Source organism: Mycolicibacterium arenosum, assembly GCF_024320865.1.
GTDB lineage: Bacteria > Actinomycetota > Actinomycetes > Mycobacteriales > Mycobacteriaceae > Mycobacterium > Mycobacterium arenosum.
Window position 1 is genome coordinate 319,460 of sequence record NZ_JANDBD010000002.1, and the last position, 13,619, is coordinate 333,078.

A 13,619-nucleotide genomic window follows, 5' to 3' on the forward strand; every position below is an offset into this window, starting at 1 on the left:
ATTGGTCAGTAGAAAAGGGCACCCGTCAGCAACGCCCGCCCGCTGTTGCCGCGCCGCAGCAGGGTTGTCAGTTGCGTCCAATCGCCAGCCACTGCGGCGGCCGCTTCGGCGAGATCGGCCGCGACCTCGGACAGCACTTTGGCGACATCGGTGGCATTGAGCGAGAGGACGTCGGACCACATCTTCGCGTCGCCGGCGGCGACCCGGGTGATGTCCAGGATGTCGGAGTCACAGAGCCGCAGCACCGCGTCGTCGGCGTCGTCGAGCGTCGCCGCGAGCGCCGCGGCCACCAGGTGGGGCACGTGCGACGCCCTGGCGACCGCGCGGTCATGATCAGCGGGTGTCATCATCACCGGTTCGGCACCGGTCAGTTCGACGAGTTCCACCACTGTTTCGATCGCCGCGGGAGTGGTCTCCGACAGTGGGGTCAGCACCCACGTGCGGTCCAGGAACAACGTCGGTGAGGCCGCCATCGGACCCGATCGCTCACTTCCCGCCATCGGATGGCCCCCGACGTAGTTGGAGAGGTCGCAGCCGTAGGCCTCGGCGGCGGCCACTGGCGCGGCCTTGACGCTGCCGACGTCGGTGAACACCCGCGCCAGTCCGGCGGCCTGGCATTCGGCCAGCACGAGCGCGATCTCACCGGGTGGCACCGCGATCACCGCCACGTCGACCGGCCCCGGCGGATCCTCCGTTGTGCCCGCGCCCCTGGCTGCGGCGACTGCGGCGGCCGCAGGATCCTGGTCCCGCAGGTAAACCTGCAGACCGCGCGCCCGCAGGGACAGCGCGACGGAGGTGCCCATCATCCCGGTGCCGATCACTGCGACGCTGTCGAGGGCTGCGGATTCGGCGTCACTGCGCCCGATGTCGGATTCTGTCATGATCTGTCCTTTGGCTCGCTGACGCTCAACCGTCGAATCGGATCGACAATGTCTTCATTATCTGGGTCGGATCAATTACCGAGTAGGTAACGAAGCGGGCGCGCAATCAACTTCGTGGCGGCGTTCGTCGATAACGAAATTCGGCGCGGACGTGGTCGCTGGTTTGCTGCCGACGACTGGAGCAAGCGCCCTCCTCGCTGATGCAAAGCAAACGTGTTGCAGCAGAAATGATTTGGGGACGAATATCGGGCGTCGATGCAATACGGGAGGATTTCCCGACTCCAACCGAGGCGAAACCGTTGTCACTGTTTTCATTTGGATGTGTGATGCCGTCGGGGTGCCGCAACCAGGGCGACGCTGCGCCGCACCGTGATCGGTGCCGTCGGCTGAAAAGCCGTTTGTGCCGTCAGGTTCATCGGCGGTGGTGAGTTCGGCGAGCCCGCCACGTTCCGGAGTTCATCGGTATGATTTGGAGCACCTCGCGCTCGCGCGGCGTCAGTTCCTGCCCCCGGACCACCGGGCCGCCGTGCCTTGGATCGCGTTCCTGGGGCGGCCGCTATCGCGGTCACCATCGCCGGTATGGCCTTGAATTATGCCGACCCTGTAAGTGGGGTGCAGCTGGGTCAATCGCAGGGGCACCGACGAACCGTCGTCCTTGGCTCCGAGCGTCTGGGCCACCTCGTCGTGAGTTGCGCACCGAGGTCATCGCGGCCACAGGGCATCGGTGGCGGCGAGCGCCACGCCTCTCAATGCGACCGTGACAGCGGTGAGCGGGCCGAAAAGCCCTCGCAGCCATAGCCACAGCAGCTGGGGCGCCGTGCCGACCGGATTCGTCGCCAAACCAGTCGGCAGACGGATGCTCGCGGAGACACTTTCGGCAGGGATCGGCGTCGCCGGCGTCGGTCCCGATCGCCACCGGCTCAAAGCTGCCGATACGGTCAGGGTCCCGCTTCCGATGGTGAAGGGCGGACGGGTCCGGACGGTGAACCGCAATCGCAACGGTCCGAATGTGCAGTCGAACTCGTGCATCTCGGCCGAGCGGTCCGCAGACCCGCCTTGTACAGCGTGCGGGTCTGATTCCGGGGCCTGCTCGCGCACACATCGATACTCGCTGTGCGACGGATCGACGTCGATTACCCGCCCGGTAACGAGTTGCGAACAGCATTGGGGGTCGCCATCAACGTCATTGAGAGTGCGCGCGACAGTCAGCCTCAACACCGCGTCGACGAGATTGACGATTAGGCTCCGTTCGTCGACGGGCGGAGCGAACCGCTCGTCACAGGCTCGGTGTGATGGCACCGGGCGAGTGCGGTACGCATGAGATCCAGCAGAGCTCGAAAAGGGCTGTGGTGAAGGCCGATCCCTGTCGCTTCACTGCGGCGGCCCACGACGAGGCGGCCGACTCGCGTCGTGGTCCGCATCATGGTCCCTCGAGCAACCGCTGGATGGGCTGAAAAGTTCGAGTGGGTCGATACTGCCTACGCACTGCGTGAGTTCTTGATGGCGACAGCGTAAGGAGGGCGATGGGAACGATGGAGCTGCAGGGGCAGAGCACGATGTCGGCGATTTCGTCCTGCCGACGGGCTGACGACGAGCCCTTCCCGAGCATGCGATGAATCGTCCACGCGCCCAACGAGAACGCCCACGGGGTTGACCGACAACCGCATTGCGTTACCGATTCGCTCACCGTTCACTCATTGTCAGTCGTCATGTAGAAGTCCTCGTTGGTGGCCCTTAAGGTCCTTACCCCGTTGTGGATAATCGGCTCACTGACTTTGGCCGCTGCCTCTGTGGTCGGCGTGGCGCATCCGATTCTCGCTGCGCGGAGACCGAGGTCGACAATCCGCCTGAGTACAACTCACTTTCTTCCTTGCTTGGCGCGAGACTCAACGGCGCAGCATTCCGGCGACGACGAACGCCAGTTCCAGGCTCTGCTGTGTGTTCAGCCGTGGGTCGCAGGCGGTCTCGTAGCGCCCGCTGAGGTCGGAGTCGGAGATGTTCTGGGCACCGCCCAGGCATTCGGTGACGTTCTCGCCGGTGATCTCGAGGTGAATGCCGCCGGGGTGAGTGCCCAGCGCGCGGTGCACCTCGAAGAAGCCCTGCACCTCGTCGACGATCCGGTCGAAGTGACGGGTCTTGTAACCCGTGGAGGACTCGTGGGTGTTGCCGTGCATCGGGTCGCACTGCCAGATGACCTGGTGGCCGGTGGCCTGCACCTTCTCGATAATCGGCGGCAGAAGCTCGCGCACCTTGTCGTTGCCCATGCGGGTAACAAGCGTGAGCCTGCCGGGCACATTGTCGGGGTCGAGGCGCTCGACGTACTCGACCGCCAGCTCCGGGGGCGTCATCGGGCCGAGCTTGACCCCGACTGGGTTGGCGATCGCCGCGGCGAACGCGATGTGCGCCCCATCGATCTGGCGGGTGCGCTCCCCGATCCACACGTAGTGCGCCGACAAATCGTAGAGCGACGGCACGCCCGAGGCGTCATCGGCGAGCCGCAGCATCGCCCGCTCGTAGTCGAGCACCAGTGCCTCGTGGCTGGCGTAGATCTCGGCGGTCTGTAGGTTGCGATCAGCGACGCCGCAGGCGCTCATGAACGTCAGGGCGCGGTCGATCTCACCGGCCAGCGCCTCATAGCGCGCACCAGCCGGGGAGGTGCGCACGAACTCGCGATTCCAGTCGCGCACGGCGTGCAGCGACGCCAACCCCGACGCGGTGAACGCTCGCACCAGGTTCATCGCCGCGCTGGCGTTGGCGTAAGCGCGCACCAGCCGCGATGGATCGTGTTCACGCGCCGTCGGGTCCGCGGCGAACCCGTTGACCATGTCCCCGCGATAGGACCGTAGACCCCGCGCGTCGATGTCGGCCGAGCGCGGCTTGGCGTACTGCCCCGCGATGCGGGCCACCTTGACCACCGGCATGCTCGCCCCGTAGGTCAGCACCACCGCCATCTGCAGCAGCGTGCGGATGTTGGCCCGGATGTGCGCTTCGGTGTTATCGGAGAACGTCTCGGCGCAGTCGCCGCCCTGCAGCAGGAACGCCTCGCCGCGCGCCACATCGGCCAGCAAACCCTTGAGTCGCTCGATCTCGGCGGGCACCGTCACCGGCGGGACGTTCTCGAGTACCGTGCGCATGGTGCGGGCCGCTTCGGGATCCCAGCTGGGCTGCTGGACCGCCGGGCGAGCCAAGGCCGCATCCAACCGGTGCTGCAGATCCTTGGGCAGCGATGGCAACGAGGGCGGCTGGCCGATGGGCGCATCGACCTCAGCACTCGACAGATCATATTGTTCGACAACCGATCTGGCCGATTGGCGCAGGCTCCGGCTGGCAGCGGGGATCGATCGGGGATCGGATCGCGGTGCAGTGACGTGACGACTTTGATTGGTGCGCAGGTCCGCTGGCACCTCGACGCTCATAGCATGAACGTATTGGGGCCTCGGAATCGGAGTCGATTACCTGATGGGTAAGCAGCTTCCTACGCGCTCCCCGTCGGCCGAACGCCGAGAATGGCAATGGAATCGACGTTCCGGGATCGACCCCCACTGCGCCGGTGCGATAGTGAACTCCAATGCCCGCGTTGACCATTACCAAGTTGGTCATTGCTCAAAGCACTCCATGCCGATCCGCCCGCGTGTAACCGCGTCAGCGTGGGGATCGTAACGCCGGATCGCGATATGTCGAACAGCGCTGTGGCACAAGCGAAAAGCGGAATTGATCGCATGCACATCCATCAAAGACATTCTCGGGCAAGCCAAGTCGAACTACCTCGACATGCAGTTCTCGCCAAGCTGCAAATCTTTGCCACTTCCGCCGACGGCTGCATGCGCGGCGCGCGCCAGCCGATACCGATATCCGCGCCCAGTCTCCAGTACGTGGCTTCAGCGACGCGTGCAATTAAACCGAAGGTGCAGAGCCGAAATGCCGTACATACCGTCCAGCTTGAGGAAAGCAAACTAACGTGACCGTCAACCGAGAGAGCGTTGCCGTTCACTGGCAGCCATCACTGAATTAACCGTGCCATGCGACGGCAACTCCACATAGGATGTTCTCTTGTTCGGCGGTCGGTAGGCCCCGAGTACGAGTCGATTTATCGCTGTGACGGTCGCACAGGTCGGCTTCCTGCGCGGCAGAGCGGGTTGGGTATGAGCTTGCTGCCGACGGGGATAGTGACGCTGCTGATGGCAGACGTCGAGGGCGCAGCGCAATTGTGGGAGAGCCGGCCCGATGACATGGCTGCCGCTAACGCCGCCCTGAACTCGACCGTCTCGGAGGCGGTCGACGCGCACGGGGGTGTCCGCCCGCCCCAGCAGGGCGCCGACGACGGCTTCGCGGCCGCGTTCGAGTGCCCGAGGGATGCCGTGGCCTGTGCGCTGGATCTGCAGCGCGCGCAGTTGACGCCGATCCGGCTGCGGATCGGACTGCACACCGGTGAGGTGCGCCTGCGCGACGGCGCCACGTACGTCGGGCCGACGATCAACCGCGCGGCTCGGTTACGCGATGTGGCGCACGGCGGCCAGACCCTACTGTCAGGCGCCACTGAGCCGCTGGTCGCCGACTCGCTTCCGGCCGACGCGTGGTTGACCGACCTGGGCAGTCATGCCCTGGCGGGCCTGCCGCGGCCCGAACGGGTGGTTCAACTGTGTCATCCGGATCTACCCATCGACTTCGCGCCACTCAAGTCCCTACCGGCGCAGTTGCCGCGCACCATCCGGCGGCAGCTGACCCGCTTCGTGGGCCGCGCTGCCTCCATGTGTGAGGTGCGTCGACTGCTGGCGGAGAACCGCTTGCTCACCCTGACCGGCGCGGGCGGTGTTGGCAAGACACGCTTGGCGATTCAGGTGGCGACCACACTGAGCGACGACTTCGCCGACGGCGTCTGGTACGTCGATCTCGCGCCGCTCACCGCTTCCGACGTGGTGTCGGTTGAGGTGGCGCGCGCTCTCGGGCTGAAGGATCAGACCGCCAGTTCCACGATGGACACCGTATTGCGGTTCGCGTCGGGTCGGCAGCTGCTGATGGTCCTCGACAACTGCGAGCACCTGCTCGACGCCAGCGCATGCGTCGCAGAGGCCCTGCTCAGTGCGTCCTCGGCGGCGAAGGTCATGACGACAAGTCGTGAGCCGATTGGCGCACCCGGAGAGGTCATCTGGCGCGTGCCCTCGCTGTCGCTGGCCGACGAGGCGATCGAACTGTTCGATGACCGAGCGCGGCACGTACGACCTGATTTCGTCGCGGATGCGCAGGATTTGGCGGTCATCGGCGAGATCTGCCGCCGTCTGGACGGCATGCCTCTGGCAATCGAGTTGGCTGCGGCGCGGGTGCGTGTGCTGTCGCTGACCGAGATCCTGGACGGCCTGCACGATCGCTTCCGGCTGCTGACCGGCGGAGCGCGCACCGCGACACCCCGGCAGCAGACGCTGCGTGCTTCCGTCGAATGGTCGCACGGTCTGCTGACGACATCCGAGCGGACGCTGTTCCGCCGACTCGCCGTGTTCATGGGTGGATTCGACCGCGATGCAGCACAAGCGGTGTGCGCCGGTGGCGACGTTGAGCGCATCGGGGTGCTCGACCAGTTGACGCTGCTGGTGGACAAGTCGCTTGTGGTCGCCGAGAACGCTGACGGCCGAACCCGATACCGCCTGCTGGAAACCATGAGGCAATACGCGTTGCAGAAGCTGGGCGAGTCGGGTGAGGCCGACCAGCTGCGCCGCCGCCACCGAGACCACTACACGTCGACGGTGATCGCGCTGGACAATTCGGGTGCGCAGGTAGGAGACGAGCGGCTCGACTGGATCGAGGCCGAGATCGACAATCTGCGAGCGGCTTTCGCGTGGAGCCGCCAATGCGCAGACCCCGAAACGGCTCTGTGCCTGGTATCGGCATTGCAGCCGTACTGGCTGATGCGCGGGTTGATGGTGGAGGGACGCAGCTGGTTTCACGTGATCCTCAGCAACGAGAAGGGTGGCGACCTCGGGCTTGCGCCCGCAGTGCACGCGCGGGCGCTAGCCGACAAGGCCGTACTGGACAGCGGTTGGGTGACCGCCGACAGCCTGCCGCAGGCCGAACACGCATTGAAGATCGCGCGGGACCTTGACGACCCGGTTCTCGTGGGTCACGTGCTCACGGCCTGCGCCGCCACCTCCGCTGTCCACGGGCACGCCGCGCGGCCGTACTTCACCGAGGCGATTTCGCTCGCCCGTTCGCTGGGTGATCGGTGGCGCCTCAGCCAGTTACTCGGCTGGCAGGCGTACTCGGCGTTCGTCGCCGGTGATCCGGTCGCGGCTCGGACGGCCGGCGAGGAGGGGTACGACCTCGCGCTCGCGATCGGAAACGACTTCGTGATGCGACAGTGCCGCCTCTGGGGTGTCGGGGTCTCGCAAATGGTCGAGGGCGCGCTGCCTGCCGCAGAAGCGGAGCTGCGCGAGCTGACGGCCGATGCGGAAGCGGCAGCCGATGCGGTCAACGTGTTCGTGGGCCGCATCAATTTGGCTTTCCTGCAGGCCTACCGCGGCAGGCCGGACGCCGCACGGGATGAGGCGGTCGCGGCCATCGACACCGGCGTCCGATCGGGGGGCGGTTTCTACATCGGACTCGGCCACATGGCGATGATCGCGGCAGAACTGGCCGCCGGCGACGTCGCGGCCGCCGAGGCCGCAGCAGCCGCGGCCCGGCGGCACATACCCGCCCAGCCCGCCTACCCGGCGGCGATGCTCTGGCGCTTCGCCGCACTCGCCTTGGCGGTGGGCGATCTCGAGGCCGCTCGGACGTGGGCGGATCAAGACGTCAGGGCAACTCTGGGCGGATGGCACCGGGCGCTGGCGCTCACGACGCGCGCTCGGGTCGCATGCGCACAGGACGGCGTCGAGCAGGCCGAACGAGATGCCCGCGACGCCTTGACGTGCGCCGCGGACGTCGGCGCTGTTCTGGTCATTCCCGATATCCTCGAGATCCTCGCCGGGCTCGCCGTGAAATCCGACAGCCATCAGGTGGCCGTCCGGCTCTTCGCTGCGGCACAGGGCATCCGCAGCGGTCTCGGCGTGGTGCGGTTCAAGGTGTACGACGCCGACCACGAAGCCGGGGTGCGCGATGCCCGAAACGCGCTGGGCTCTGATGAATTCGACCGCGTCTGGTCGCAGGCTGCTGACGTGTCCGTCAATGAAGCCGTTGCGTATGCGCGGCGGGGCCGTGGTGAGCGCAAGCGGCCCACCACGGGCTGGGATTCGCTAACACCCACCGAGCGCGACGTCGTCGGCCTGGTCAGTGAAGGGTTGGCAACCAAGGAGATAGCAGCGCGGTTGTTCGTCTCGCCGCGTACGGTGCAGACCCATCTGACCCACGTGTACGCGAAGCTGGGCTTGAGCTCGCGTGTGCAGCTCGCTCAAGAAGCCGCGCGCCACACCTGAGCCGCGGCGGCGCCAAGGCCGTCAGGTGTCGGAGTACGCGGGGTGGCGGTCTGCATATACGCGGTATCGCCGATGTTCTGGCGTCCCTGGTCGGCGAATGTTGATGCCATGGGTGGTGAGCGAGCGGACCGGCGGTGCAATCCGCTTGTCGCGGCCCGGCGTCCACCGAGACCGTCGACCAGCTTCGTCGGGCGCAGCTCGGAAACCGAGGAGTTGTGCCGGCTGGTCACCGACAGCCGCTTCGTCGTCCTGACCGGGGCCGCCGGTGTCGGCAAGTCGCGGCTGGCACTCGAGGTGACCGCGGCGTTGAGCGAGAAGTTCGGCGGCGCGGTGTGCTACGTCGATCTCGCGCTGGCGAGCAGTCCGCGGGCCGTAGCGGCCACGGGCGCCCGGGGACCGGGCCTTGTCGATCTGCAGGACGACACCGCGATAGGTTCGCTTGGGACGTTCATCGGCGACCGCAGGTTTCTCTTGCTGCTCGACAATTGCGAGCACCTCTACGACGCGTGTGACCAGATGGTCGTCGAACTCCTCGGAGTCTGCCCGCGGCTGTCGATCATGTCGACGAGCAGGGAGCCCTCCGCCGTCCCGAACGCCGTCACCTGGCTGGTGTGTCCCCTGTCACCGGCTGGCGAGGCGGTCGAGCTGTTCACCAGCCGGGCGCGGCGAGAAGTCGGTGTATCCGGCGACGACGCCGTCCTGGTGAACTGGATATGTCAGCGGCTCGACGGCATCCCACTGGCGATCGAACTGGCGGCGGCTCGGGCGGGAACCATGGAGTTGCAGCAGATCGTCGAAAGCCTGCAGGTTCGGTTCCGGTTGCTCACCGGACCTTCGGGCACGGCGCTGTCGCGTCAGCAGATTCTGTACACGACGCTGGACTGGGCGCACTCCCTTCTGACTGAGCCGCAACGAGCCGTGCTGCGGCGGCTGGCGGTCTTCATCGGTGGGTTCGACATGGATGCCGCGCTGGCGGTCGAAGGTGGCGGCGAGCCGATGCGAGCCCGACTCGACGAGCTTCTCGGCCAACTGGTCGAGTTCTTCCTCGTAACGGCGGAGCATGCCGAAAGCGCCGTCCGATACCAGATTCCGGAAACCGTGCGGCAGTACGGCGTGGACAAACTCGGTGAATCGGGTGAGGCCGATGCGGTGCGCAATCGACATCGCGATCACTTCACCGCCGCCACCCCGGGCGTCGTCTCGACAGACGGGTCCAATCAGTGGCGTCGTTGCGCCCACTCTCGCAAACGAAGTGTTGCCCCATCGGTGACAAAGGATTGGACGCTGCCATGAATGACGAGATCGCCGTCCGCCGCGGAAAAATCCACGAGGACAGAGAGAGTCGGCCGGAGACGGTACTGTGCGATCGCTGCGGCGACTTCTTCCGGAACCGCGCGTGGTCGCCGCACGCACTCTGCCCCCGTTGCGCCGCCGTCTCGCCGCCCGCCGGCATTGCCGATGCCGTCCCACCGAGCGCATCGCGCCCTCGTCGGCCAGCCGAATCGCCTAGGGAGCGCGAGGGGTCGACGATGTCAGCGACGACCTCTCCAACGGCCGCGCCCGTGGCCACCGCGCCGCGACGGGGCCAGTCGACGAACACTCACGCGCGAGTCGGCGAACACCTGCGCCGCTGGCGCGCGCGGCGGGGCTGGAGCCAACTGCGCGTCGCTGTCGACTGCGACGTGTCTACCCGTCACCTCAGCTTCGTCGAAACCGGCCGCGCCCGCGCCAGCAGGGAGCTGATCGTCCACCTCGCACGAGCGCTCGGAGCGTCCAACCACGAGCTCAACATGTGCTTGCTCGCCGGAGGTTACGCGCCTCGGCACGTGGTCGAGCTCGACGCGGCGAAATCTGTCAGCGCGTCGCTGGTCGAGATGATCGGCCGCCATAACCCCAACCCGGCGTTCGTTTTCGACGCAGACTGGACGATGCAGCGACTGAACCAGGGCGGTCAGTGGTTGTGCTCCGTGGTGATGCCCGACCTCTGGGCCGATGTGCCCGACCCCGACGGCGGAATGGACATGCTCGCGGCCCTGACTCACTCGGGCGGTCTTCTGTCGCATGTTCGGGATGCCGCGGACGTCGGCGAGGCGTATTTGCGGCAATTGCGGACGGAGCAGCTGACCAACCCGAGCCTGCGGACGCGGGTCGATCGGTTCGAGGCGTCGTTACGAGAACGCTTCCGGGTAGTCCCCTGCGACCGTGAGCCTGACCGCGGTGACCCGTCGCTGCATTTGCGGTTCGACACCTGCTACGGCAGATTGTCGTTCTTCACTTTGCAGACTGTGGTCGGGATCCCGCAGCAGATCACCGTGGCGACGCCGCGGGTGGAGCTGTGGTTCCCTGCAGACGCGATGACTCGGGCGCTCATGGACAGTCGCGCCGCTGCCTCAACGGACCAGAGCTGGCGCGGTTCCGAACCTGCAGAAGCATCCTGAGTCGAGTCGCCGCAGGCCGACCCGCCTTACGGCTGCGGGATCAGCGGCGGCGGAGGAGGCGACACCACCGGCACGTAGGGCTTCGGCGCGTTCGGATCAGCTGGCGGCGCCATCGGCGTTCCGGCGGGGGCGTCGAAGTATCCGGGCGGCGGAGGCCCCGACAGCGAGTAGTAGCCGGGAGGCAGAGCCGGACCCTGGGCCGGATCCTGCGGCGGGGCGATGGTCTCGGAGCCCGGTGCGTTCACCGACACGTACCCCGGCGGCAGCGGCGGCGGCGCGCCCGCTCCCGGCGGCGGAGCCGAGCCGAAGCCCTGGGGGTTCTCCGCCATGTTGAAGGGATCCTTGGCCTGATTCCACGCGTCGCGCAGCGAGCCCAGCGGGCCGTTGCCGGAGCCGTACTTGGCGTCCCCGGCCGCCATCTCCGGCACCGGCGGCGCGCCCATCGGCGGGGGAGCGGGCGGTGCGTCGCCACCCCCGACGTCCTGGATCATCACCGGCTGCCCCGGCGGGAGGGGCTCGCCGGGGACGGGCGTCGGAAGCACGGGTTCGGCGGCAGCGGTGCCCGCCTGCAGGAGCGCGCCGAGCGCGATCGCGGCGGCGGCACCGACACCGGTGACGAACCTCAAGGTCGTGGCGCTATCGCGCTGCGAAGGGGTCATGAAATCTCTGCCGTGCTCTCTGTCGTCCCGACTCAAGGAATGAGGCTAGCGCCTCGCCGCGTCGAGTGCGAAGCCATGCGCGAAGTCAGATCGCCGCGTGAGAAGCGACTTCGGTAGACATTCACTCGAACTCCTCCGCCGAAAGTCGCCTTTCACGTCGGCGACGCGGGCTTGCTAGGCGTGCGAGAGCACGTTGACGACGTTGCCGGACGTGTCGGCGAAGAAGAAGCGACGCACGCCCCACTCCTCGTCGGACAGCGGGTGCACGATCTCCAGTCCCGCCGCGACCGCGGACGCGTATGCGGCGTCGACGTCGTCGACCTCCACCGAGATCGTCGGGTTGACGGCCGCGGTCAGGTCCCTGGTCATCAGGCTCACCTGGTGGCCGTCGTCACCGGCGAGCGTGACGATCCAGCCGTGGTTCATCACCTCGACCAGACCGAGCGCGGCGACGTACCCGGCGGCAGCGGCCTGCAGATCCTCGACGGTGTGCACCGGGACCACGCGAAGGACCGTCAAATCGCCGGGCCCAGCAGATCGTCGGCGTCCTTGATGACGTAGCCGTAGCCCTGCTCGGCCAGGAAGCGCTGCCGGTGTGCGGCGTACTCCGCGTCGAGGCTGTCGCGCGACACCACCGAGTAGAACACCGCGCCGCCGCCGTCGGCCTTCGGCCGCAGCAGCCGGCCCAGGCGCTGCGCCTCCTCCTGGCGTGACCCGAAGGTTCCCGACACCTGAACCGCGACGCTGGCTTCCGGCAGGTCGATGGAGAAGTTCGCGACCTTGGACACCACCAGTGTGCGGATCTCGCCGCGCCGGAACGCGTCGAAGAGCAGTTCTCGTTCGGCGTTCTTGGTGGACCCCTGGATGACCGGTGCGTCGAGTTCGGTGCCCAGCTCGTCGAGCTGATCCAGGTAGGCGCCGATCACCAGCGTGGGCTCGTCCGGATGGCGGGCGAGGATCGACTTCACCACCGCGATCTTGGTGTGCGCCGTCGAGCACAGCTTGTAGCGCTCCTCGGGCTCGGCGGTCGCGTAGATCATCCGCTCGTTGTCGGTCATCGTGACCCGCACCTCGATGCACTCCGCGGGTGCGATCCAGCCCTGGGCCTCGATGTCCTTCCACGGCGCGTCGTAGCGCTTGGGGCCGATGAGGCTGAACACGTCGCCCTCGCGGCCGTCCTCGCGGATGAGCGTCGCCGTCAGCCCCAGCCGCCGCCGCGACTGCAGATCGGCCGTCATGCGGAACACCGGTGCGGGAAGCAGGTGCACCTCGTCGTAGATGATCAGGCCCCAGTCGCGACTGTCGAACAGCTCGAGGTGCCGGTACTCGCCCTTCGTCCGGCGGGTGATCACCTGGTACGTCGCGATGGTGACCGGCCGGATCTCCTTGCGCTCGCCCGAGTACTCGCCGATCTCCTCCTCGGTCAGCGACGTCCGCGCGATCAGCTCGCGCTTCCACTGCCGGCCGGCCACGGTGTTGGTGACCAGGATCAGCGTCGTCGCACCGGCCCTGGCCATCGCCGCGGCCCCGACCAGGGTCTTGCCCGCACCGCACGGCAGGACGACGACGCCGGAGCCGCCCGCCCAGAACGAGTCGGCCGCCATCTGCTGGTAGTCGCGCAGCTCCCAACCGTCCTGGTCGAGTGCGATCGGGTGCGCCTCACCGTCGACGTAGCCGGCGAGGTCCTCCGCGGGCCAGCCGATCTTCAACAACAGCTGCTTGACGCGGCCGCGTTCGCTCGGGTGCACCAGCACGGTGTCGTCGTCGATGCGCGCGCCCAGCATGGGGGCGATCTTCTTGTGACGCAGCACCTCCTCCAGCACCGCGCGGTCGAAGCTGACCAGGGTGAGGCCGTGCACGGGGCTCTTGACCAGCTGCAGCCTGCCGTAGCGGCCCATGGTGTCGACGATGTCGACCAGCAGGGGCTGCGGCACCGCGTAGCGCGAGTACGTCACCAATGCATCGACCACCTGCTCGGCGTCGTGGCCCGCCGCGCGGGCGTTCCACAGCGCCAGCGGCGTGATGCGATAGGTGTGCACGTGCTCGGGGGCGCGCTCGAGCTCGGCGAAGGGTGCTATCGCCGCGCGCGCCGCGCCCGCGAGTTCGTGATCGATCTCCAGCAGCACCGTCTTGTCGGACTGGACGATCAGTGGGCCGTCAGTCATGCGCGATCCCGCTTCGCTTCTCGCTCGCAAACCATTCGGTCCATTATCCAGGCTCCTGCGACAACCTGCGGCC

The 13,619-nt window shown here is 67.2% G+C and carries 8 protein-coding genes; 3 read left to right on the forward strand and 5 right to left on the reverse strand.

Going from position 1 to position 13,619, the window contains the following annotated elements; all coding sequences use genetic code 11:
• Positions 1 to 5: 5 nt before the first annotated feature.
• Positions 6 to 881 carry a prephenate dehydrogenase gene (locus NM203_RS05210; RefSeq protein WP_255058633.1) on the reverse strand — a complete coding sequence of 292 codons (876 nt, stop codon included), beginning with the start codon at positions 879 to 881 and terminating at the stop codon, positions 6 to 8.
• A gap of 1,886 nt (positions 882 to 2,767) precedes the next feature.
• Complete coding sequence (locus NM203_RS05215; RefSeq protein ID WP_255059118.1) at positions 2,768 to 4,159, reverse strand: class II 3-deoxy-7-phosphoheptulonate synthase; 1,392 nt, start codon at positions 4,157 to 4,159, stop codon at positions 2,768 to 2,770.
• Positions 4,160 to 5,023: 864 nt separating this feature from the next.
• On the opposite strand from NM203_RS05215, the gene NM203_RS05220 reads away from it, so the two are divergent.
• The 3 genes from NM203_RS05220 (at position 5,024) to NM203_RS05230 (ending at position 10,722) form a co-directional block, all read left to right on the forward strand.
• The gene (locus NM203_RS05220) at positions 5,024 to 8,284 is read left to right on the forward strand and encodes a LuxR family transcriptional regulator (protein WP_255058634.1); all 3,261 of its coding nucleotides are present in this window, start codon (positions 5,024 to 5,026) and stop codon (positions 8,282 to 8,284) included.
• 108 nt (positions 8,285 to 8,392) lie between these two features.
• Positions 8,393 to 9,577 (forward strand): ATP-binding protein, encoded by a 1,185-nt coding sequence (locus tag NM203_RS05225; RefSeq protein WP_255058635.1) that lies wholly within the window; start codon positions 8,393 to 8,395, stop codon positions 9,575 to 9,577.
• Positions 9,574 to 10,722: a helix-turn-helix domain-containing protein gene (locus tag NM203_RS05230; RefSeq protein ID WP_255058636.1), complete on the forward strand. Its 1,149-nt coding sequence runs from the start codon at positions 9,574 to 9,576 to the stop codon at positions 10,720 to 10,722. The genes NM203_RS05225 and NM203_RS05230 overlap by 4 nt, the downstream gene beginning before the upstream one ends.
• Positions 10,723 to 10,748: 26 nt before the next feature.
• On the opposite strand, the gene NM203_RS05235 is transcribed toward NM203_RS05230, so the two are convergent.
• The 3 genes from NM203_RS05235 to NM203_RS05245 form a co-directional block, all read right to left on the reverse strand.
• A complete protein-coding gene (locus NM203_RS05235) occupies positions 10,749 to 11,348 on the reverse strand; it encodes a hypothetical protein (RefSeq protein WP_308212807.1) in 600 nt (199 codons plus the stop codon).
• Positions 11,349 to 11,555: 207 nt separating this feature from the next.
• The gene (locus NM203_RS05240; RefSeq protein WP_255058639.1) at positions 11,556 to 11,900 is read right to left on the reverse strand and encodes a VOC family protein; all 345 of its coding nucleotides are present in this window, start codon (positions 11,898 to 11,900) and stop codon (positions 11,556 to 11,558) included.
• Positions 11,897 to 13,546, reverse strand: coding sequence for a DNA repair helicase XPB (locus tag NM203_RS05245; RefSeq protein ID WP_255058640.1), 1,650 nt, complete (start codon positions 13,544 to 13,546; stop codon positions 11,897 to 11,899). The genes NM203_RS05240 and NM203_RS05245 overlap by 4 nt, the downstream gene beginning before the upstream one ends.
• Positions 13,547 to 13,619: the final 73 nt, after the last annotated feature.